The following is a 24,007-nucleotide window of genomic DNA, read 5'->3' on the forward strand; positions in this document are numbered from 1 at the left end:
GTACTTTAAGAAGAAACTAGTACATTGGGATTAGAAGGAAAATGAAGGTGAGCTTGAAGTAGATTATGCAGTAATTGCATTCTATGCAGCACTCTTTATTTTTACCCTATTTTTCGAATTTAATCAATCTTTTTCGGAAAATCTATTAGAAGTTTGGGGATATTTGAAAAGCTATCGTCGAGCTTAAACAGCTTTGGATAAGAAGATGCAAGGAAATAGTGTCTTCTTTGGCTACAATTCACTTATACAAAAGTTAAATACCTTTGTTACTAGAATACAATTTTGCTTTAAGAACACGCATGATAACATAGAAGAAAGCAGGATACCCCTACTTTCTCCTTGCATCTCTTATTTATGAATTTTGCATCTGTTCTATTTCTTTATCTGATAATTTCTCCCGCCAGATCGTTGCACCAAGACCTGTTAATTTATCTTCAAGTTGACTATACCCTCTATCGATATGTTCTAAACCTGTTATTTCTGTAATTCCATCTGCCATCAATCCTGCACATACGAGCGCAGCACCTGCACGGAGATCGCTTGCCTTCACTCTTGCACCTTGTAGCTTTGTCGGTCCTGTTACAATCGCAGATCGACCTTCTACTTTAATGGTTGCACCCATTCTTCTTAGCTCATCAATGTGTTTAAAGCGTGCAGAATAAATCGTATCTGTCACAACACTTGTGCCTGTTGCTTTCGTTAAAAACGAAGTAAAGGGCTGTTGCAAATCTGTAGGAAACCCTGGATATACAAGGGTTTTAATATCAACAGGCTTCAATTCCTTTTGACCACCAATGATGAGAATTTGATCATTACTTGTTTCAATATGAAGCCCCATTTCTCTTAGCTTCGCAATAAGTGATTCGAGGTGAAGAGGAATTACATTATCGAGCATAACCTCTTTCCCCATAGCAGCGCCGATAATCATATAAGTCCCTGCTTCAATTCTGTCAGGGATAATCGAATGACGACAGCCGTGTAGCTTTTCTACACCGTCAATTCTTATCACATCGGTACCTGCCCCTTTAATTTTAGCACCCATGCTTGTAAGCAATGTCGCAACATCGATAATTTCCGGTTCCTTTGCTGCGTTTTCAATGATTGTTCTTCCTTTAGCTAAGACGGCTGCTAACATAATATTTATTGTGGCGCCAACACTGACAACATCCAAATAAATCCTTGCACCATGCAATTCATCAGCACGTAAATAAATCGCCCCTTGCTCATTCGTTACTTGAGCACCTAATGCTTCAAACCCTTTTATATGCTGATCAATCGGTCGAGGGCCAAGGTGACATCCTCCTGGCAAACCAATAACCGCCTTTTTAAATCTTCCTAACATTGCACCCATTAAGTAATAGGATGCTCTTAGCTTTTTCACTTTGCCATTTGGAAGTGGCATCGAAATCATTGTTGAAGGATCAACATACATTTCGTTGTTTTTTAATTCAACTCGACCACCTATTTCCTCTAGAAGGTCACCAAGAATAGCTACATCTGAAATATTTGGTAACCCTTCGATTGTGACTGGTGATTCTGCTAATATTGTTGCTGGTATGAGGGCAACAGCACTATTTTTTGCCCCACTAATATTGACTGTACCATTTAAAAAATCTCCACCGGCTACTTTTAATTTTTCCATGATAGTCTCCCTTCTTATGAAGTTGACTTTCCGGAAAGAACATGGAGGTGAGTTTGCGCTCATTTCGCACAAATATGCATTCACTCACACGAAACACGCCTTTTATTCATTAGCCATCATGTTTTCCGAATTAGATGCAAATCTTGTCAACAAAATTATCAATACATAGGAAAAGCACTGGGCATCTTGGCAAATAAACCGTTATTTCTTTTATTTCCTTATTAGCCTTAGTAAATACCTGTTTACAACTTGTTATGTAAAAAATCATCTCGTATGAAAAAATATCACTCCATTTTTGGTAGAGTATACTTACTAATAATATCGGACAACATCTACATAAAATTTAGAACTCTTACATATTATTATTGATTCTATTATATTAAACCATCTATTATGAAGGACAACAACATTTACGCTAGAAATTTACGTTTAATTACATTTGATTAGAAGTACCTACTGATTATTCTTCGTTTAATTAAATCTGGAATTAACTAGACAGTAGGTGTTTTTTAGACATCGTGGATTGAGAAGAGTTTTAGTGAATCTTTATATACAATTTTCTAAAAGAGCAAATTCACTAATAAAATCGCTATACATCACTATTTGTATATAAGTGATGAAAGAGATTAATTAATGGACTAGGTGCTTGAGCTTACTATTAAAGCTAAAAGAACAAATCAAAACGAACAAACATTTTGCTTGTCCGTTTCAGTTATCACAATTGGTCAGCTAGGTATTTTGTTAGCGCTTTCCTTTATCTTCGGAATAGAACCGCCTATAAAAAGGCGGCTTTATTCTTTATTTTATGATTAAGCTTTGTTAGAAGAACCGAATTCACGCATTTTTCCGATTACTGTTTCTTTAATCGCGTCACGAGCAGGTCCTAAATATTTACGTGGATCATATTCGTTTGGTTTTGCTGCTAACACTTCACGAACTACTTTTGCAGATGCAATTTGGTTTTCAGTGTTAACGTTAATTTTAGCAGTTCCGAAAGAGATTGCTTTTTGGATATCCTTTGTAGGAATTCCAGTACCACCGTGAAGTACTAATGGCATGTTAGTTAAGCCTGCAATTTCTTCCATTTCTTTGTAACCTAAGTTTGGCTCACCTTTGTATGGTCCGTGAACTGAACCAAGTGCTGGCGCTAAGCAATCAATACCAGTACGTTTTACAAGTTCATTACATTCTTGTGGGTCAGCATAGATTACGCCGTCAGCAACTACGTCATCCTCTTGTCCACCAACAGTACCAAGTTCAGCTTCTACAGAAACACCTTTTGAGTGAGCATAGTCAACAACTTTTTTAGTTGTTTCTACGTTTTCTTCAAATGGGTGATGTGAAGCATCAATCATTACAGAAGTAAATCCTGCATCTATTGCTTCTTTACATTTTTCGTAGCTTGAACCGTGGTCAAGGTGAATAGCCACTGGTACAGTAATATTGTAGTCTTCCATTAGACCTTCAACCATTTTTACAACGGTTTTAAATCCTCCGATGTAGCGTCCAGCCCCTTCAGAAACACCAAGAATAACTGGTGAATTTTCTTCTTGTGCTGCTTGTAGGATAGCTTGAGTGAACTCAAGGTTATTAATGTTAAATTGACCTACTGCATATCCTCCGTCTTTCGCTTTATTTAGCATATCTGTCATTGAAACTAAAGGCATACCGAAAAACCCTCCTAATGAACCTAATTTTCTGAAACAGAAAAGCATATCATACCTAGCTTGACCAGAATATTCACGATTATGTAGTATCCGCATGATCACTTTTCACTTACTAAGCATACCAATTTCTTCGAAAATCGGCAACAATTCGACAGCTCTTTTCAAAATATAAATTCAATATTATGCTTTTAGCGGCAAATATTTTTTTACTGCCTCACGAATTTCGTCGATATCAAAAGGCTTAGCAAAATGCGTAAGTGCACCTAAATCCTTTGCCTCCTGAATCATATCTAACTCTCCATAAGCAGTCATAATGATAACACGAATGTCCTTGTCAACTACCTTCATACGCTTTAGAATTTCAATTCCATCCATACCTGGGATTTTCATATCTAAAAGAACTAAATCTGGTGAGTGCTTATCAACAATTTCCAGCGCTTGAAAGCCGTTAGCTGCTTGAAAGGTTTGATAGCCCTCTTTCTGAAAAACTTCATTTAGCAAAATTCGAATTCCATACTGATCATCAACAATTAGTATTTTTTCCTTTAACATGATTCCTACACACCTCTTCGTTGGTTTCTAAGAAAAGCACAAGTACTTTTTAGCCCTGACATGGATATGACGGACATGATCAAAAAGGATACTTACCCTTCGCATCATTCGCATATACCAGAAAGGGTTTAGTACTTGAGCTAGACATTAAACTTCATACAAAAATTGATACCTACTTTTTGTAAAATAAATCGAACCCGCTCAAGAATCCACATCCAGTGACTTCACCTAATATAAAAGTCTTTACTATCTGCCTTGTGCTACTTATCATACACACATAAAATCCAGTAATTCATACTGGATATGGCTTAGAATTAAATATAATGATGAAATTAATCTCTAATTATGGAAGTAAGCTTTTATATGAAGGATCACCTTCATAAGGATTTTTTTTCACAACTTACATAATTCTTTCTTTTAAGGCTAACTCCTGCTTGAATATCAACTTGTTTATCGACAATTTTTTCATTTGTTTGTCAATTTCCTCTTATAACCATACCATCGTTTTATAAAGGATGATAGCAATATTTCCACATATCGTGCCTGTTTCTTTTCCCTGCCAACATGTTTCGTTATAATAGTTATACACTGATAAGAAAAACGAAGTGCTGACGGCATTTATTGCCAATCGCCGTTTAAAAGGAGAACCTATATAAGATGATGAAAGTTTTCACTACACAATTAACTGGGCATTTTAACAGGATTGTTGATCAGGAGACATTGGATATTGAGGATAGCTCAAGACTTCTTGCCCAGGCGCTAGTCGGGGAAGGAAATCTATATTTATATGGCCATAAAGAGCTTCATGGTATCGTCTTAGAGGCTATTTCAAGTAATGAGCCGTTACTAAGAGCAAAGCCCTTGCTTGAACATGACGGGCAAATTACTGAGGTTTCATCTGCTGATAGAGTTCTGTTATTTACACATTTTTCAACAGATGAAGAAGCCATTCAAATTGCTAAATCCTTAGCAGAAAAAGGAATTCAGACAGTCGGTGTTTCTGCAATTGCCAAAGATGCTCCAAAGGGACTCGAATCGATAACTGATTTTCATATCGATTCCAAGCTACGTCAGCCACTTATTCCTGGGGACGACGGGAATCGCTACGGATTTCCAGCTCTTATGACATCGTTATATGTGTATTATGCGATTCATTTTACTATTCAGGAAATATTAAGTGAATATGATGAAGAGTTGTAAGCAATTAGCTAATGCTAGTTGCTTTTTATTTTACTTTGGTATATTTTCCGTAGTACCTTATTGCAGAAGTCAGAGAAGCCTATCTGCAGAGTAACCCCATATTCGTTACAATTAGCATCCGCTAGCTTAACGAAAAAAAGCTAACATATCTTAGGGCCTATTGAAAAGGCTTGTCCAAGATACATTAGCTTTCGTTTGTCTTATTAGTTTTTGCTAGTTAGTGAAGCGTGAACGAAGTCACGGAATAATGGTTGTGGTCTTGTTGGTCTTGATGTAAATTCTGGATGGAATTGTGATGCGACAAACCATGGGTGATCCTTCACTTCAACAATTTCAACTAATCGTCCATCTGGTGTAGTACCAGAGAAGACAAATCCAGCATCCTCCATCGCTTGACGGTACTCATTGTTAAATTCATAACGATGACGATGGCGCTCATATACAACTTCTTCTTTATACGCTTCAAACGCAAGTGAACCTGATTTTAACTTACTTGGAGATAATCCTAAACGTAAAGTTCCTCCAAGGTCTTCAATATCTTTTTGTTCAGGTAATAGATCAATGACTGGGTATGGAGTTGACGGATCAATTTCAGATGAGTTTGCTCCTTTTAAACCTAAAACATTACGAGCAAATTCAATTGAAGCAACTTGCATACCTAAGCAAATTCCTAAGAACGGAACTTTGTTCACACGAGCATACGTAGTTGCAAGGATTTTCCCTTCAACACCACGATCACCAAAGCCACCAGGAACTAAAATTCCGTCAACATCAGAAAGCTGCTCTTCGACGTTTTCCTCTGTTAGCGTTTCAGCATTGACCCATTTAATTTCAATATCTGAATCATATTGATAGCCAGCATGACGCAATGCTTCAACAACTGAAATATAGGCGTCTTGTAATTGAACATATTTTCCAACGAGACCGATTTTTGTTGTTTTTGATAAATTTGTTACTTTATCAACTAGCTGTTTCCATTCCGTCATATCTGCTTCTTTACAATCAAGCTTTAAATGCTTGCAAACAATTGTGTCTAAGTTTTGTTCTTGTAAATCTAATGGGATTGAATACAATGTTTCCGCATCACGACATTCAATAACTGATTCTTTATCGATATCACAGAATAAAGCAATCTTATCCTTCATATCTTGAGAAATTGGTTTTTCTGTACGAACAACGATTACGTTCGGTTGAATCCCTAAGCTGCGAAGCTCTTTTACACTATGCTGTGTTGGTTTTGTTTTCATTTCACCAGCAGCTTTAATATAAGGAACAAGTGTACAGTGAATATACATAACATTATCGCGACCGATATCACTTTTAATTTGGCGAATTGCTTCTAGGAATGGTAATGATTCGATATCCCCAACTGTTCCACCAATTTCAGTAATAACAACATCAGCACCTGTTTCTTTTCCTGCACGGAAAACACGTTCTTTAATTTCATTTGTAATATGCGGAATAACCTGTACTGTTCCACCTAAATAATCTCCACGGCGTTCTTTCTTTAAAACAGTAGAATAGATTTTCCCTGTAGTGACATTATTGAATTTTGTTAGATTGATATCAATGAAACGCTCATAATGACCTAAATCAAGATCTGTTTCAGCTCCATCGCCAGTAACAAAAACTTCCCCGTGCTGGTATGGACTCATCGTTCCAGGATCCACATTGATGTAAGGATCAAATTTTTGGATCGTTACACTCATGCCACGATTTTTTAATAATCTTCCTAGTGATGCGGCTGTAATCCCTTTTCCTAGAGATGATACAACGCCACCTGTTACAAAAATATACTTTGTCATAGTTATCCCCCTAAAGAAGCTTTATATGTTTATTTTGTACTAAATGCACTTTGGCATACTCACACCATCGTCATTTGGGAACTTTACTTAAAGAGCCTTCAACTTCCTTAAAAAACCAACTTAGATAAGAAAAATCCAAGCGCCTTAAAATAGCTTAAGGCAAACAAAACGCAAGTTAATTCCCTTTTCGCTTGTAACCTAAAAGAAGCTAGACGCAGATCCCTGCACCAAATCTAAGGATAAATGATATACTTGATTACCCGTTAAAAATAGAAAGCCCCCTTCCAAACAAGTTGAAAGGGAGCGTAAATGTATAATATATACAACGATTGCTTTTTTAAGAGCCCAAAATAGATTCTACCTAGTTAGATAAGGAAAGTCAAGATGATTCAGATTAATTTTCTTCCTCATCATCATCAAAGTCTTCATCATCTTCTTCATCTAATTCAAACTCATCATCATCGTCGATAAGATCATCGTCATCATCTAAATCGACATCATCTAAATCATCGAAGTCGTCATCATCTTCTTCGTCATCTGTATCGTCAAAGTCATCTAAATCATCAAAGTCTAAATCGTCTTCAATTTCATCGAAGTCTTCATCCAAATCATCAACAAGAGCTTTTTTCGCTTTTTTCTTCTTCGGCTTCGTTGTTGTCGGAACAATTTCTTCCTCTATTTGTTCATATGGGTACCATGTACGTAAGCCCCACATGTTTTCTCCTACACAAATGAAGCGGCCATCAATATTCATATCTGTATAAAATTGTGCAATACGGTCTTCAACCTGTTCTTTAGTTAAACCAAGAAGGGCTGCAACCTCTTCTACTAATTCGTTAAAAATATAAGGTTTTCTGTTTTCTTTAAACAGTTCATAGGCAACTTCAACCATTGCCATTTCTTTAATTTGCTCTTCTGTTAATTCCTTAAGACTCAAGTACGGCACTCCCTTTCTAGGTATCTCATCTATTTATCCGATGTAACTAGCAAGTATTATTGCTTTATCGTACAATCGGATAAGTTTCACTAATTTAGCGAGGATTAGAGCCCACGCTTATTGAAAATCTTATTAGATAGAAAAGCTCCTTGCACTCATTGCTATGTCAAAATAGAAGCATTTATTTCCTTGCTTCTCATAGAATGATTGCATGAAACAAACATCGAATTTTCACTAATATGAACTTAAATACGATGTTTAGCTTGGCCTTCTATTCCATTATGTACTAGGTAAGTCTGCAAATCATACCATTCATTATAAACAAATTCTAGCAGTTTATGCCACAATAATCACGTAAAAATATGCAAAATCTAAGGGGACCGTAAAATTCCAGTAAAAAACGGGAAATTCTGCTACAGAAGTGGCGTTCAATTTCTATCAGTTAGAAGGAATTGGAACGTTTTGATTCCTTTGCATTTTTCCCGCTATCTTTGTACAATGAGGGGAATTTTGTCTCATCATGACCAAATATTATATCGCTGTATTTTTCAGCACTCTTCATATCCTTTATCGTAAAAACATGTACTTTTTTGAAAATAGATTCCATCTTTTCTATACTAGGAATTAAAATAAATGAATAGCATCACTTCAAATAATCAGTTCTGCTTCACCATTCCGTGAGTGATGAAATCTGTTTGAAATTCAATGTATTGCTCTAACGTATAATGCTTTTGTAATGTCCATCTTCTGAATGCCCACATCTCACCTTGAACTACAATGTTATGAGCAAGAAGCTCACACTGCTGCTCGGTAAGCTGTAGCTCACCTGTATTAACACAAGTTTGGATCATCTGTTTGAATAAATTTGTCATTTCAAGTTCTTTATTCAGCACATATGGAAGGGCATCCTTTGATAATGATTTTGCCTCCTGATACATGACAAGCACTTCATCCTGCATATCATGGACAACGTAAAAATATGTCTTAATGGCCTTTTTCAGGCTTTCAACCGTCCCCTCCTTCGTATCGATATCTTCTTCTAATCTTGAATAGACTTGGTCATAAATCGTATCACATACTAAATAAAGAACATCTTCCTTTTGGCGAATGTACTCATACAATGTTCCAATGCTAAAGCCTGCCTCACGGGCGATTTCTCTTGTCGTTGTTCGATGGAAGCCCTTTTCCTTAAATAGAGATACTGCCCCTTTGATCATTTGATCCCGTCGTTTTTCTATTAACTGCTCATCTTTTACAGATGCCTGAATCTGACGTTTTTTCATCTATACCTCCCTTAGTCGAAAAAAATGAATTTTACTATTAATAGAAGCTCTAACTATTTTGTTAGCATTCTTGAAATGACAAGACGTTGGATTTCTTGGGTTCCTTCATAAATTTGCGTTATTTTTGCATCACGCATATATCTTTCCACTGGATAGTCCTTCGTGTACCCATAGCCACCGAATATTTGTACAGCCTCTGTTGTCACCTTCATCGCTGTATCACCGGCAAAAAGCTTTGACATAGCAGACTCCATCCCATAGGATAGTCCTTCTGATTCCCGCCAAGCAGCTTGATAGGTTAAAAGCCTGGCAGCCTCAATGCTTGTTGCCATATCAGCTAATTTAAAGCTAATCCCTTGCTGAGCCGCTATCGGTTTTCCGAACTGCTCACGTGTTTTTGCATAGTCTATTGCAGCATCCAATGCACCTTGGGCAATTCCAACCGCTTGGGCAGCTATACCATTTCTCCCTCCATCTAATGTCATCATCGCAATTTTGAAGCCTTCACCAAGCTGACCAAGTATGTTCTCCTTTGGTACTTTGCAGTCTTCAAAAATGATCTCAGTTGTTGGTGATGAACGGATTCCTAATTTATGCTCTTTTTTCCCGATCGAAAAGCCGGCAAAATCCTTTTCTATGATAAAGGCTGTTGTTTTTTTGCTTTTACTCGTTGCGTCCGTTACAGCAAACACGATATAAATATCAGCAATGCCCCCGTTTGTAATAAAAATTTTTGAACCGTTTATTACATAATGATCCCCTACTAATCTCGCATTTGTTTTCATACTCCCTGCATCTGATCCAGATCCGGGTTCTGTTAAACCATAAGCACCGATTTTTTCACCTAATGCTAGAGGCTTTAAATACGTTTGCTTTTGTGCCTCTGTTCCGAACTTATAGAGGGGCCAGCAGGCTAAGGATGTATGAGCTGATAACGTTACACCAGTTGAAGCACAAACTCTTGATAATTCTTCGACTGCAATACAATAAGCTAAATAGTCACTGCCAATTCCACCGTATTGCTCAGGCCAAGGGATACCTGTTAGTCCGAGCTCAGCCATCTTCGTAAAGATGTCTCGATAAAAAAGCTCCTGCTCATCACGTTCTGCTGCAGTTGGTTCCACTTCCTTTTTAGCAAAATCCCTTACTGTTTTTCGAAGCATTTCATGTTCTTCTGAAAGCATAAACTGCATCACCAATCCCCCTAACTTTTTAGAAGATGCTTACTAATTACAATTCGTTGAATTTCACTCGTTCCTTCATAGATTTCACAAACCTTTGCATCACGAAAAAATCGTTCAGCAGGAAACTTATCTGTATATCCTTCATCACCGAGAAGCTGTACGGCTTCTGTTGCATTTTCCATCGCTGTTTTTGAAGCGAATAACTTCGCAATTGCCGCTTGTTTCCCACAAGAAAGGCCATTCCCCTTTAAATATGCAGCTTGATAGACTAGTAGCTCTGCCGCTTTCACCTTTGTCGCCATATCTGCAAGCTTGAACGCTAAGCCTTGTTCAATTGGACGCTGCGATTCAGTGCTTCGTTTTTTTAAAAAGTTTGTTGCAACATGTAAAGCAGCTTCCGCAATGCCAAGCGCCTGGGCGGCAATACCAATTCGTCCACCATCAAGGACTGACATCGCCATTTTAAAGCCATCTCCTTCATTACCAAGGAGGTTTTCTAACGGTACCTTTGCCTCATCGAAAAGAAGCTGGACAGTTCTTGAACCGTGTAACCCCATTTTCTGTTCATCATGTCCAAAGCTAAAGCCATCTGTTTCCTTATCCACGATAAAAGCTGATATTCCCCTGTTACCTTTAGACTGATTTGTTTTTGCAAAGACGATATACGTATTTGCTTCCCCTCCATTTGTTATAAACTGCTTTGCACCGGTTATTTCATAGCACGTTTCTTTACGCATCGCACGAGTCGCCATTTTAGCCACATCTGAGCCAGCATTTGCCTCAGTTAAACAAAAGGCCGCTAAGCTTTTACCTGTCGCTAATTTTTTGAGATACTTTTCCTTTTGCTCCTCTGTTCCGAACATGAATATCGGAAGCGTACCAACAGACGTATGAACAGATAAAATGACGCCAAGCGCTGCACTTATTTTGGAAATCTCATGAATAGCAATAATATAGGATATAAAATCCTTTCCCGCCCCGCCAAAACATGTTGGGATTGGTATCCCCATCAAACCAAGCTCTCCCATTTTTTGTAGAAGGGATGTTGGGAATTCACCGTTTTCCATTTTTCCCACAAAGGGCTCTACCTCGTTTTCGACAAAGTCACGAACCATTTTCTGCATCGCCTTTTGTTCCTCTGTTAGCTTAAAATTCACTTGATGTCACTCCTTTTTTAAAAAAGCATAATAGCTTTCTTTAGCAACGTAAAAATAAGAGCAACCCGATGATGTTAATCTGGGAACAATCTTATTGATGATTATTCATATTGATAAAAGCCTCTGCCAGTTTTTTTCCCTAACCACCCGGCTTTTACATAGTTTTTCAGCAATGGACAAGGACGATATTTATCATCACCAAGGCCATTGTGGAGAGTTTCCATAATATATAAGCATGTATCAAGACCGATAAAATCTGCCAGTCTAAGCGGTCCCATTGGGTGATTCATTCCAAGCTTCATCACCTCATCAACCGCATCCTTTGTTGCAACACCTTCATAGACAGTGTAAATTGCTTCATTTATCATCGGCATTAAAATACGGTTAGAGGCAAAGCCAGGATAATCGTTGACCTCGACCGGTGTTTTGTTTAGAGCTTCAGCAAGACTTTTTGTTTGCTCAAACACATTATCACTAGTCGCTAAGCCGCGAATAATTTCAACTAGCTTCATAACAGGTACAGGGTTCATAAAATGCATGCCTATTACGTTTTCGGGACGATTTGTTACCGCAGCAATTTCAGTTATCGAGCATGATGATGTGTTTGTCGCAAGAATCGTATAGGGTGGAGCTAATTTATCAAGCTGATAAAATACGTCTTTTTTTACCTTGATTTTTTCAACGACAGCTTCAATGACGAAATCAACTGTTTGAACTTGCTCAAGCTTCGTAGTTGTTGTGATTCTTTTGCAAATTTCCATCATTTCTTGTTTAGCAAGCTTTCCCTTTTCAACTTGCTTCCCAAGCTGGTCCTGAATCAATTGTTTCCCTGTTGAAACAACGGCTTGCTCCAAGTCATAAAGAATGACAGGAAATCCTGCCATTGCACATACGTGGGCAATTCCTCTACCCATTTGCCCAGCACCAACAACCATGATTTTTAAGCTCCTCATCATTCATCCTCCTCCCAGCTACACTTCAAGCATAATCGCATCACCTTGCCCCCCACCGCTGCATATAGCTGCAATCCCTATACCTCCGCCTCTACGTTTTAACTCATACATAAGGGTAAGGATAATTCTCGCACCACTCGCACCGATCGGATGCCCTAACGCAATCGCACCTCCATTGACATTGACTTTGTTCGGATTAAGATCATTAATTTGGTTTGCTGCTAATGCAACAGAGGCGAACGCTTCATTTATTTCAAATAAGTCGATGTCATCAATTGTTTTACCGGTCTTTTTAAGAAGATCGTTTATGACGATTCCTGGTGTTTTTGGGAAATTCTCTGCTTCAACGGCTATAGCTGTATGAGCTACAATTTTTGCGAGCGGCTTACGGTTTTCTCGAATAGCCCGCTCTTCACTCATAAGGACTAAAGCCGCTGCCCCATCGTTAATACCTGGGGCATTCCCTGCAGTTATTGTTCCGTCATGATCAAAAACAGGGGCTAGTTTCGCAAGCTGTTCGATTGAAGTATCCTTTCTCGGTGCTTCATCCTTCTCCACAATAATTGGTGCTCCTCTTCTTTGCTGTACCGTTATTGGAATGATTTCTCCTGCCAATCGCCCAGCGTTCTGTGCAGAGACGGCGCGCTGATGACTTTGCAATGCCCATTCATCCTGTTGCTCTCGCGTTATGTTTAATTCCTTTGCTGTCCGATTACCGTAAGTACCCATATGGACTCCTGTAAAGCTGCAGGTTAAGCCATCATGGATCATTAAATCCTTTACAGGGGTATCACCCATTTTGATTCCGAAGCGTGCTTTAGGTAAAAGATATGGTGCATTACTCATTGATTCCATCCCACCAGCTACAATTACCTCTTCATCTCCAGCACGAATGATTTGATCCGCTAAGGTGACAGCTCTTAATCCAGATGCACAAACTTTATTAATTGTTTCTGTTTTCACATCCCAAGCAAGACCCGCCGCCCGTGCAGCCTGGCGCGACGGAATCTGCCCTTGCCCACCTTGGAGCACTTGACCAAATATCACCTCCTGAACTTCATTTCCATCAATATTTGCTCTTTTTATCGATTCCTTAATAGCGATACCACCAAGTTCAATTGCGGTAAAGGACGCCAATGCTCCACCGAATTTACCAAATGGTGTCCGTGCCCCACTTAAAATTACTGTCGTTGTCATCCTTTTCTCCCCTTTATTAGCTATTAAATATCGATTTTTCTAATAGTTCTGCGACATCATATGTGCTTACTGTTGCCTCAACCTCCTTAGCTTTCGTGCCATCGCTTAGCATTGTTAAACAATACGGACAGCCCGAGCTAATAATCGTCGGTTTTACGGCAAGAGCTTGTTCTGTTCTTGCTACATTAATGCGGCTGCCTGTATCCTCTTCCATCCACATTAATCCTCCACCTGCACCACAGCACATTCCTGTTTCGCGGTTTCGTTTCATTTCTACTAGAGTGACTCCGGGAATTGCTTTAATAACCTGGCGTGGGGCATCGTAAACATCATTGTAGCGCCCTAGATAGCAGGAATCATGAAAGGTAATCGTCTCATTTACTGCATGAACTGGTTTTAACCTGCCTTCCTCAACTAATTTAGCTAGCAGTTCAGTATGGTGATACACCTCTGCTTCAAGTCCAAAGTCCGGATATTCATTTTTAAATGTGTTATAGGCATGAGGATCAATCGTAACGATTTTTTTCACATTATGCTTGGTAAATTCCTCGATATTCTTTGTTGCAAAATCCTGGAACAAAAATTCATTCCCAAGTCGACGTGGAGTGTCACCTGAGTTTTTCTCTCGATTTCCTAGAATCGCAAACTTCACCCCAGCCTTATTTAAAAGTCTTGCAAAGGAGAGGGCGATTTTTTGACTACGGTTGTCAACCGAGCCCATTGAGCCGACCCAAAATAAATATTCAAACTCTTCCCCGACCTTTTGCATTTCCTTTACTGTCGGGATGGAAATTTCTTCATTAAGTTCCCGCCATGACCCCTTTTCTTTTCGATTTAATCCCCATGGATTTCCTTGTCTCTCGATATTAGTCATCGCCCGCTGTGCATCAGCATCTAATTTCCCCTCTGTTAAGACTAGGTAACGGCGCAAATCAATAATCTTATCGACATGCTCATTCATCACTGGACATTGGTCTTCACAATTGCGGCATGTTGTACACGCCCAAATTTCTTCTTCGGTAATGACATCTCCAATTAGCGATGGATTGTATTCAAATGCAGTTGCTGCTGACTCGTTTGCACTAGCACCTGCTGCCATCAGCGCAATTTGGTTTCCCTTCGTCTTACTAAAGGCTGCAGTGGGAACCCATGGCTGCCTTTGCGTAACTGCAGCACCTGTTAGTGTTAAATGGTCACGTAGCTTGGTAATCAAATCCATTGGTGAGAGAAGTTTCCCCGTTCCAGTTGCTGGGCACATACTTGTGCATCGTCCACATTCCACACAGGCATAGAGATCTACTAATTGCTTTTGGGTAAAATCTTGAATATTCCCAACACCAAATGTTTCTTGTGATTCATCTTCAAAATCAATTTTTTCAAGCTTTCCCGGATTTGTTAATCGATTTAAAAACACATTTGCAGGTCCTGCAATTAAATGAGCATGTTTAGATTGAGGTACGTAAACTAAAAATGATAATAAGAAGAGTAAGTGGATCCACCATGCAAAATAGAATAGGACAACTGCGCCAGATTCTCCGACAAAGCTTAAAATTACCGCAAAACATGAGGCAATCGGCTCAGACCATGTCAGTCCTTCCTCGTGCCAAATAAGTGCCATTCCATTCCCTAAAAGGACAGATAGCATTAATCCCCCGATAAATAATAGGACTAACCCAGATTTAAATCCTCGCTTTAGTCGGACAAGCTTTTCTATATAGCGACGATGGAATGCCCAAGCAACGGCAACTAAAATCATAAACGTGACAATTTCCTGAAAAAATGTAAAAGCCGGATATAGCGGTCCTAACGGAAGATGTCTTCCTGGCATAAGTCCTTTGATAATAAAATCAATCGCTCCAAATTGAACGAGAATAAATCCATAAAAAAACATGACATGAATAATCCCACTTTTTTTATCCTTTAAAAGCTTCTTTTGTCCAAAGACATTAATCCAAATGTTATGGAATCGCTCTTTCATTCGATGCTCAAATTCAACCTTTTTTCCAAGTCGAATATAAGCTAGCCTCGTTTTTATTAAGTACACAAACAAATGAATTGCGTAAGCGGTTACAATAACAAATGCCACAAAATTTGCCACAAGTAGCCAAGTCATTTCTTCTCCCCCTTTTCCCGATTACATGTTGTTAAACAAAGGTCTTTTCCCCTTAAAGACGTTGTCTAGCTTTTTCATTATTCTATAACATCCACCCTACTTACATCTTATGAATGACATCTATACGTTTATGATAAATAATGAATGAGCATTCAGTCAATATTTATTTCCTTGTTTCCACATAAAATAAAAAGTCGTGTTAATACTATAAAAAATATGCTACTAGGAGGAATGACATTGACTCAGTTCCTTTTGATCGGCTTTATTATAGTGGCAATTGTATGTTGGCTTCGAATAGATTATCACTTTGGAAGAAAAAATCATCTTGCAAAATCTAAATATGAGGTATTTCCGTTAAGAAAGAGTGATTTTGAGCTAATTGTAGATGGAAATCACTTATTTCAAGACTTAATGGATTGCATCCGGAAAAGTACGAAAAGTGTGCATGTTCTTTTTTATATTGTCCGAAATGACCAAATAAGTGAAGACTTCCTAGCTTTACTTGGAGAAAAGGCTCAACAAGGAGTAGAGGTCCGACTATTGCTCGATTACATCGGCAGCAAGCGTCTTAAAAAGCAGACTATTCAAGGATTAAAGGAAAAGGGTGTTCTTTTTGCTTATACGCATAAACCAAGGCTTCCTTTTCTTTTTTATTCAAGCCAAGCAAGAAACCATCGCAAAATCTCTGTCATCGATAGCAAAATAGCCTACTTAGGTGGATTCAATGTCGGAAAAGAATACCTTGGACATGATTTAAAGTTTGGTTTATGGCGCGATTATCATCTAAAAGTAACTGGTGAAGGTGTTAATGACCTTCAAAAGCAATTTTTAAAAGATTGGTTTGACGCAACGGGAGATAATGATATAGAAAATCCACGCTATTATCCCGTTCAGCCAGCTGGAGCAAGTGAGCAACGTTTTTTTGCGACATATGGTGAGCATTTAAAGAAGCATGTCATTGAATTTATTCAAATGGCGAAGGAGGAAATTTTTATCTGTTCACCTTATTTTATTCCAGGGGAACAGGTGCTTCACGAGCTGCTTCTTGCATTAAAAAGAGGTGTTAGAGTTCGATTGATGGTGCCAATGAAATCTGATCACCCACTTGTAAAAGAGGCATCCTTTCCTTACCTCGGCAAGCTTCTACCTGCTGGTTGTGAAGTTTATCGTTTTTACCAAGGCTTTTATCATGCTAAAGGAATTGTTATAGATGACAGGCTATGTGATATCGGAACGGCTAACTTTGATAAGCGAAGCCAATATTTAAATGATGAAATGAACTGTTTAATTTACGACAAAACGTTTATTCATGAATTTAAAAAATATATTGATGAAGATCTTACTCATTCTGAACAGTTAACCTATAAGGATTATCAGAAACGTCCGTTTCAGCAAAGGATTCTTGAAATAATCGCAACATGTCTTTCCCATTTTTTATAAGGTTTATGGAGGAATTGGATGATTATTCGATTTGGATATGTTTCACATGCTCTTTCTCTTTGGGATTGTTCTCCGGCAAAAGCATTAACCTTTACTAGGTGGAAGAAGCTTTCAGAGGATGAAAGAAGCGCTCAGCTTCATTATGTAACAGAACAAAATCTCAAGCATACGCTTCGAATGATCCATTATAATATCGCTCATGAAATCTTTCTCTATCGCTTTTCATCATCGATGGTTCCATTAGCAACACATCCAGAAGTAAGATGGGATTATAAAACCCCATTTCAACATCTCTTTTCAGAAATCGGTACACTTGTGAAAAAACATCGAATCCGTACAAGCTTCCATCCAAATCAGTTTACCCTGTTTACAAGTGAGAAGCCACAAATTACGGAAAATGCAGTCTTAGATATGTCTTATCACTATGATGTTTTAGAAGCAATGGGTCTTTCGAATGAGGCAATTATAAACATTCACGTTGGTGGGGCATATGGAAATAAACAAGCAGCAATCGAGCGATTCCACATGAACTTAACAGCATTACCTCTTCATATAAAGCGAAGAATGACATTAGAAAATGATGATAAGACATATACGACAACAGAAACATTAGCAATATGTGAAAAGGAAAACATCCCGCTCATGTTTGATTACCATCATTACATGGCAAACAACGAAAGCGATGAAAAATTAGAAAATTTACTGCCAAGAATTTTTCAAACATGGGAGACAATTGGGCTGAAACCAAAGATTCATGTCTCCTCCCCTAAATCCGAAAAAGAATTTCGTAGCCACGCAGATTATGTTGATCTAGAATTTTTGCTCCCCCTCATAAACCACCTTAAGAAATTTGATATAGACATCGACGTTATGGTTGAGGCAAAACGTAAGGACTTTGCTGCTCTTAAGCTATGTGAGGACATTTCTAAAATAAGAGGTATTAAGCGAATTGGTGAAGCAACAATTGAAATGTAAATAATATATGGCAAATTTATGAAAAAATTACTATAAGATACATTGGAACTAATTGTTTCCGATGTATTTTTATGGTATTTTTTATTTAAGTAAATTTAACATTTAAGAAAACTTAAATAAAGGAGTTTTCATATGGATCCAATGACTTTACTGCATGAAGCTGAACGGTTTTCAGAGGATATTAAGCTTGTTTTTGTTAAGGAATATCAAAAAATACTAGAGAAGTATGAATTATCTTCAAAACAATCAATAATTGTTAGCCTTGTTAAGCAAAGAGGAAACCCAACAATGGGGGACATTGCTGTAGCGATCGATGCAACTCCAAGTGCAGCAAGTCAATTTATTAAAAAATTGGAGGCTAATAAATATGTAAAACGAGAAATTAATGTTAATAATCGTCGAGAAACCTTTGTTATTCTCGCAGAAAAAGGAAAGAGCTTATTCTCTGAATTGGAGCTCGCAGATAAGAAAATATTTGAAAAATATTTTTTAAAGCTACCAACGAAGGATATTGTCGAGTACCACAGAATTTTGAAAGCACTACATACTATTGTTACCTCTTCTTCATAGAGGGCTAGGAGGAATTCTAATGGCATTGACTATTTTTTATGTACTCTTTTTATGCTTTCTACTAACCTATGAGCCTATTTGGGGATATATATCGTATCAGCGATTTAAGCAAGACATCCATAAAACCCCTGAAAACAAAAATCGGAGAATAGCCTATTATAAAGAAACGATGCTAGCGTTATGGATACCTACACTCATTATTGTTATTGTTACAATGATTTCTCCAATTACCTTTTCCTCACTTGGGTTTTCTTGGCCCTCCCTTAACACATCTATATTCGGGAAATGGATCTCTTATATCCTGCTTGCTTTATTCGTCGGCTACCTTTTCGCCATTGTCTACCATCTCGTCGCAATGAAAACAAGTCAAGTGTTTAGAGACAAGGTTGCAAATGAGTTAGAGAAAATGCCTTACCAGGAGCTACTCCCCGAGTCAAGTCAGGAGAAAAAACTATGGGGCTATGTCTCGTTAACTGCAGGTGTGACAGAGGAAATCATTTATAGAGGGTTCTTGCTGTTAGTCTTAATGACCTTGGTACCAGATGCATCAGAATGGCTTTATGTCGTTATCGCTGGAATCGTCTTTGGCTTAGCTCATACCTATCAAGGTTTAAGTGGATTTATTCGAACTACTCTGATCGGGATATGCTTTAGCATGCTTTATCTCATTTTAGGTAGTCTATTTCCCCTAATGATTTTCCATTTCTTAATCGATTTTGTCGCTAATGCCAGTAACTCAACAACTGAAAGAAATAAGATGTAATCTATGAAAGTAACTATAGGTCTACTCCTTGTCTTGCTTCTCATCTTTCTTGTCTATAAGGTATTCAAGCTTGTTTGCTACTATCGTACGTTACAAGATGGGATCCCTTGGAAGAAAAAATAAAAATAAGTGTTTCCAATTTCTTTGGCAGAAAAAAAGAAATCTATACAATTCTTTTAGCTGTAGATGAACGTGATTGTTTTACGGAAGAAGTAAGAAGGGCACAGTCAAAATGATTAAGCCTGTAAAAGGGCTTGCTCCCCTTCTATTCCCATCTTGTTGATCTGCCCCTTCCGTTTTAAATCCCCCCCTGCTTTAAACAAAACTGATTTAAGGCTAGATCTTTTTGTGTGACTTGCAGTAGTCATGACTTTAGAAGGCACACCTTACTCACTTTAGATAGCAATAAAAACTCCCTTTGGAAAAAATATGAAAAATTACCTTGTTATTTTAAGTAATCTGTTATACGATAGCTATGTACTTAATAATATTAAGTAATTGGATCGTTGGGGGGCATCTTTTTGAATAAGGAAATGCTTAAAGGTAATATCGATCTGCTTATTCTATCAGTCTTAAAAGAAAAAGATAATTACGGCTACGAAATCTCCAAAACAATTAAAGAGAAAACTGGAGGTACATTCGAAATTCAGGAGGCAACTCTGTATTTATCATTAAAGAGGCTAGAGAAACACGGGGCGATATCCTCCTACTGGGGCACAGAAAGCCATGGAGGCAGACGCAAATATTATGCCATTACAGAGGAAGGCATTGAGCTATTTGAGACATATGTTCACGATTGGAAAATGATAACCGAAATGGTAAAACGATTTATTTAAGGGAGGAGGATTTTATGAGTCATTTTTTGAAGAAAGCATTGATGTTATCTGAGATAAAATATCCTTGGCTAATCGTATTATCCGCACTATGTTTCGGTAGCTTTTATTATGTTGATCGAATGTATACAACTGATCCGTTTTGGTTATTTCTCTGTTACTGGTTCTCATTTGGACTTGCCGTTATCTGGGGAGCTTTAAATTATATAAGCCATATCCATTTGAATGCGATGTATCAAAAGCAAAATGATCTCCATGCATATGTAAACCAGTTAGTGATGAGTGCGGACGAAAAATTGGAATTACAAACCTATTTAGAAGACTATGTTGAGGATTTAGTAGAGCAAGGTATGACAAAACAAGAGGCAACAAACGAAGCGATTAATCAATTTAAAGTGAAGGAATTTTTATCATTGTCAAAAAACACATCGTTTTTCAATCTTCATGCCCATTATTATTTATTAGGCTTGGCCGTTATAACCGGTATTGTCGGTTTAATCATTTGGGTCGTTACAGCAGCAATGAACGAAAACACACTCATTACCTTAATGATTGAAGTGACATTGTTTGCCTATTGCATCGGCCTTGTTGGATTATTTTTTGTCTATAAAATCCTCGACTCTGTTCTTTATCAAAAGGTGAATAAGCTGTTTTCATAAAAAGTTGGCTCTGCTAAACTTGATTGTAGATTTTTGCTATAGGTATTCACTTTTCTTTGCAGGAGTCTTAGCAGTTTTCAACAATCAACAAAAGAACAAAAAATTTACACCATGTTTTCACATAGCTAAAAATTAAAAATTGGAGTGAAGATATTTTGGAAGCTTGGATAACAGAGATAACGGAAAAGTTCGGATACTTTGGTATTCTTCTTTTAATCGCATTAGAAAACGTATTTCCACCAATACCATCTGAGGTCATTTTAACCTTTGGCGGATATTTAACGACGACAACAAATTTAACCGTAACAGGCGTTGTCATATACTCTACGTTAGGGTCTGTGCTTGGAGCAGTTATTCTTTATGGCATCGGCTTGATTATTGATATTCAAAAAATCGAAAAAATTGTCAATCGCTGGGGACATATTTTACGACTAACAACAGATGACATTCATAAAGCAAATGGATGGTTTGAAAAATATGGTGTATGGACAATCTTCTTTTGCCGGCTCGTCCCTTTAATCCGTAGCTTAATCTCCTTACCTGCAGGGATGTCCCATATGAATTTTGGAGTATTTCTGTTATTCACAACACTCGGAACATTAATTTGGAATATCATTTTAGTCAATATCGGAGCAGCTGTTGGGGGCTCTTGGGAAACAATTGTACACTATATGGATATTTACTCAAATATCGTTTATGCGATATTAGCATTACTAATTATTCTGTTTGTCGTCATCTTTATACGAAAAAGAGTACGCAAGAAAAATAGCAACTAAAAAAGGCTGTTACATCAGGGCTTTTCCCCGATTGTAACAGCCTCTTCTTATTACAATTACATCTTTTCAGGTGCTGATACACCGATTAATGTTAAAGCATTTTTCAATGTCGTTTGGGTTGCTTTCATTAGCGCTAATCTTGCACGGCTTTTTTCCGCGTTATCAGGGTCAAGTACCTTTTCAGCATTGTAAAAGCTATGCAGAGCAGATGCAACATCATAAATATAGTTTGTAATTCGATGAGGAATTCGTTTTTGAGCTGCTTCCGCAACGGCTTGTGGGAATTCCCCAAGCTTTTTCAACAGATCATATTCCTTTTCAGACGAGATTTCATCAAGCTTTAACTGACCATCAAAGGATAATCCTTGTTCCTCACCTTGACGAAGCATGCTGCAAATACGTGCATGAGCATATTGCGCATAGTACACAGGGTTTTCATTTGATGTTGAAACCGCTAGGTCTAAATCAAAATCCATATGAGTATCCGCACTTCTCATTGCGAAGAAATAACGAACAGCATCAAGACCTACCTCTTCAATTAAATCTCTCATAGTAACAGCTTTACCTGTTCGTTTACTCATTTTCATTTTCTCGCCATTTTTATAAAGGTGGACGAGCTGAATGATTTCAACTTCAAGTGTATCCTTGCTGTAACCAAGCGCTTCAATAGCAGCCTTCATGCGTGGAATGTATCCGTGATGATCTGCTCCCCATACGTTAATAAGCTTTGAAAAGCCACGATCAAGCTTATCTTTGTGGTAAGCAATATCTGGTGTTAAATATGTGTAAGATCCATCGTTTTTAATTAAAACACGATCCTTGTCATCACCAAATGTTGTCGAACGGAACCATGTTGCTCCATCCTCTTCATAGATATGTCCTTTTTCCTTAAGCTTTGCAAGTGCTTCATCAATTTTTCCGTTATGATACAAAGAAGTTTCAGAATACCAAACATCAAAGGAAACGCGGAATTCCTCTAAATCAGCCTTTAGCTTACCCATTTCATATTTAAGACCATACTCTCTAAAGAAGCTTAAACGCTCCTCACTTGATAGCTTCGCATATTTATCGCCAAATTCCTCAGCTAATTTTTTACCGATTTCAATGATATCCTCACCGTGATAGCCATCCTCCGGCATTTCTGCAGCATTTCCTAACGCTTGCAAATAACGTGCTTCAACAGAGCGTGCTAAATTATTAATTTGATTACCCGCATCATTAATGTAATACTCACGAGAAACATCATAGCCAGCTTTCGCTAAAACATTACATAAGGAATCACCAACAGCTGCTCCGCGTGCATGTCCTAGATGCAAGTCACCTGTAGGGTTTGCAGAAACAAACTCCACTTGTACCTTTTCATTGTTTCCGATATTTGTTTCACCATAGCTTTCGCCAGCATCTAAGATCGCTGGAATTAGCTCTGTTAAATAATGATTATTCATATAGAAATTAATAAAACCTGGACCAGCTATTTCGATTTTATCGATGGATCCCTTTTCTTTATCAAAATGCTCGACAATACCTTCTGCGATCATCCGAGGTGCCTTTTTCGCCACTCTTGCAAGCTGCATTGCCATATTTGTTGAATAATCACCATGTGTTTTTTCTTTTGGAATTTCTAATAATACGTCCGGTATTTGCGCTTCTTCAGCTAATCCAGCCTTTATGACAGCTGCTTTAATTTCATCCTTTAAGCGTTCCTTCACTTGCTCGACGATATTCATGATTGTTCCTCCTTATATGTCATCATTAATGTATGTACATGCTTTTCCTTTTCATCTATTTGCAAATCATAATGAAGAACGAGCTTGCCTTGACGATTTTCTGCCACGTGAGATAAAGAGTGAGTATTCGTTGCGAGTTGAAGCCGACCATAAGGTGTTGTGTACTCTGTTGCAGTTACCATACCTTTAATAAAACGCTGCTTCATTACAACAGCTCCAGTTCGCATCACTACAACCTCATTCTCAGCTATCTTTACCGTCGTTTTTACAGAACCGAGCTCATGTTCCTCTTCATATCGGATATAAGATGTCTTTCCTTTTAAAATAAATTCGCCTTTCGTCCTAACCTCGATTTGTTCTTTATCAAGGTCTTTTTCATTGCGAATTTCCGATAATACATGGATTTGGATAGGTGTGCTTTTTGACATATAGACACTCCCTTTTCTCATACTCCTTTAACTTTAATAGTATAAAGAACGATTTGCAACTGTGCAAGGGGAAGGTAGCTGATAATTTCTGTCCTGCAATTATTTAGAAAATAGATATTATACCGATATAAGATATAGAGTATTGA

General features: G+C 37.8%; 21 protein-coding genes. 8 read left to right on the top strand and 13 right to left on the bottom strand.

What is annotated here, in order from left to right:
* Positions 1–352: 352 nt before the first annotated feature.
* From HU235_RS04950 to HU235_RS04960, 3 genes are all read right to left on the bottom strand, one after another.
* Positions 353–1,642 carry a UDP-N-acetylglucosamine 1-carboxyvinyltransferase gene (locus HU235_RS04950; RefSeq protein ID WP_174879490.1) on the bottom strand — a complete coding sequence of 430 codons (1,290 nt, stop codon included), beginning with the start codon at positions 1,640–1,642 and terminating at the stop codon, positions 353–355.
* 809 nt (positions 1,643–2,451) lie between these two features.
* Positions 2,452–3,309 (bottom strand): class II fructose-bisphosphate aldolase, encoded by an 858-nt coding sequence (locus tag HU235_RS04955; RefSeq protein ID WP_095301761.1) that lies wholly within the window; start codon positions 3,307–3,309, stop codon positions 2,452–2,454.
* Between the two features lie 180 nt (positions 3,310–3,489).
* Entirely contained in the window at positions 3,490–3,861 is a 372-nt protein-coding gene (locus HU235_RS04960) for a response regulator (RefSeq protein WP_095301760.1), read from the bottom strand.
* Between the two features lie 657 nt (positions 3,862–4,518).
* On the opposite strand from HU235_RS04960, the gene HU235_RS04965 reads away from it, so the two are divergent.
* The gene (locus HU235_RS04965; protein ID WP_174879491.1) at positions 4,519–5,061 is read left to right on the top strand and encodes a DUF2529 family protein; all 543 of its coding nucleotides are present in this window, start codon (positions 4,519–4,521) and stop codon (positions 5,059–5,061) included.
* Positions 5,062–5,264: 203 nt separating this feature from the next.
* Here HU235_RS04965 and HU235_RS04970 read toward each other — a convergent pair whose 3' ends face one another.
* The 8 genes from HU235_RS04970 to HU235_RS05005 form a co-directional block, all read right to left on the bottom strand.
* Complete coding sequence (locus HU235_RS04970; RefSeq protein WP_095301758.1) at positions 5,265–6,866, bottom strand: CTP synthase; 1,602 nt, start codon at positions 6,864–6,866, stop codon at positions 5,265–5,267.
* A gap of 394 nt (positions 6,867–7,260) precedes the next feature.
* The gene (gene rpoE, locus HU235_RS04975) at positions 7,261–7,803 is read right to left on the bottom strand and encodes a DNA-directed RNA polymerase subunit delta (RefSeq protein ID WP_174879492.1); all 543 of its coding nucleotides are present in this window, start codon (positions 7,801–7,803) and stop codon (positions 7,261–7,263) included.
* 656 nt (positions 7,804–8,459) lie between these two features.
* Positions 8,460–9,086, bottom strand: a complete 627-nt coding sequence (locus HU235_RS04980; protein WP_174879493.1) for a TetR/AcrR family transcriptional regulator — start codon at positions 9,084–9,086, stop codon at positions 8,460–8,462.
* Between the two features lie 53 nt (positions 9,087–9,139).
* Positions 9,140–10,279, bottom strand: coding sequence for an acyl-CoA dehydrogenase (locus HU235_RS04985; protein WP_174879494.1), 1,140 nt, complete (start codon positions 10,277–10,279; stop codon positions 9,140–9,142).
* Positions 10,280–10,290: 11 nt separating this feature from the next.
* The gene (locus tag HU235_RS04990) at positions 10,291–11,427 is read right to left on the bottom strand and encodes an acyl-CoA dehydrogenase family protein (RefSeq protein WP_174879495.1); all 1,137 of its coding nucleotides are present in this window, start codon (positions 11,425–11,427) and stop codon (positions 10,291–10,293) included.
* Positions 11,428–11,528: 101 nt separating this feature from the next.
* Positions 11,529–12,380 carry a 3-hydroxybutyryl-CoA dehydrogenase gene (locus HU235_RS04995; protein ID WP_174879496.1) on the bottom strand — a complete coding sequence of 284 codons (852 nt, stop codon included), beginning with the start codon at positions 12,378–12,380 and terminating at the stop codon, positions 11,529–11,531.
* 18 nt (positions 12,381–12,398) lie between these two features.
* Entirely contained in the window at positions 12,399–13,577 is a 1,179-nt protein-coding gene (locus HU235_RS05000) for an acetyl-CoA C-acetyltransferase (RefSeq protein ID WP_174879497.1), read from the bottom strand.
* Between the two features lie 16 nt (positions 13,578–13,593).
* On the bottom strand, positions 13,594–15,690 hold the full coding sequence (locus HU235_RS05005; protein ID WP_174879498.1) for a (Fe-S)-binding protein: 2,097 nt from the start codon (positions 15,688–15,690) through the stop codon (positions 13,594–13,596).
* A gap of 231 nt (positions 15,691–15,921) precedes the next feature.
* Here HU235_RS05005 and cls point away from each other — a divergent pair, with 231 nt between their 5' ends.
* The 7 genes from cls (at position 15,922) to HU235_RS05040 (ending at position 21,706) form a co-directional block, all read left to right on the top strand.
* Positions 15,922–17,130: a cardiolipin synthase gene (cls, locus tag HU235_RS05010; protein WP_174879499.1), complete on the top strand. Its 1,209-nt coding sequence runs from the start codon at positions 15,922–15,924 to the stop codon at positions 17,128–17,130.
* An 18-nt stretch (positions 17,131–17,148) separates the two neighbouring features.
* A complete protein-coding gene (gene uvsE, locus HU235_RS05015; protein ID WP_095301749.1) occupies positions 17,149–18,105 on the top strand; it encodes a UV DNA damage repair endonuclease UvsE in 957 nt (318 codons plus the stop codon).
* 132 nt (positions 18,106–18,237) lie between these two features.
* Complete coding sequence (locus HU235_RS05020; protein WP_174879500.1) at positions 18,238–18,675, top strand: MarR family winged helix-turn-helix transcriptional regulator; 438 nt, start codon at positions 18,238–18,240, stop codon at positions 18,673–18,675.
* Between the two features lie 19 nt (positions 18,676–18,694).
* Entirely contained in the window at positions 18,695–19,438 is a 744-nt protein-coding gene (locus tag HU235_RS05025; protein ID WP_174879501.1) for a CPBP family intramembrane glutamic endopeptidase, read from the top strand.
* 521 nt (positions 19,439–19,959) lie between these two features.
* On the top strand, positions 19,960–20,274 hold the full coding sequence (locus HU235_RS05030) for a PadR family transcriptional regulator (RefSeq protein ID WP_095301746.1): 315 nt from the start codon (positions 19,960–19,962) through the stop codon (positions 20,272–20,274).
* A gap of 14 nt (positions 20,275–20,288) precedes the next feature.
* Positions 20,289–20,930, top strand: coding sequence for a hypothetical protein (locus HU235_RS05035; protein ID WP_174879502.1), 642 nt, complete (start codon positions 20,289–20,291; stop codon positions 20,928–20,930).
* A 155-nt stretch (positions 20,931–21,085) separates the two neighbouring features.
* Positions 21,086–21,706, top strand: coding sequence for a DedA family protein (locus tag HU235_RS05040; protein ID WP_174879503.1), 621 nt, complete (start codon positions 21,086–21,088; stop codon positions 21,704–21,706).
* Between the two features lie 56 nt (positions 21,707–21,762).
* Here HU235_RS05040 and argS read toward each other — a convergent pair whose 3' ends face one another.
* Both argS and HU235_RS05050 read right to left on the bottom strand, forming a co-directional pair.
* Positions 21,763–23,433, bottom strand: a complete 1,671-nt coding sequence (argS, locus tag HU235_RS05045) for an arginine--tRNA ligase (protein ID WP_174879504.1) — start codon at positions 23,431–23,433, stop codon at positions 21,763–21,765.
* Entirely contained in the window at positions 23,430–23,861 is a 432-nt protein-coding gene (locus HU235_RS05050) for a YwiB family protein (RefSeq protein ID WP_174879505.1), read from the bottom strand. The genes argS and HU235_RS05050 overlap by 4 nt, the downstream gene beginning before the upstream one ends.
* Positions 23,862–24,007: the final 146 nt, after the last annotated feature.

Origin of the sequence: Metabacillus niabensis (assembly GCF_902829255.1) — a bacterium.
GTDB lineage: Bacteria > Bacillota > Bacilli > Bacillales > Bacillaceae > Metabacillus > Metabacillus niabensis.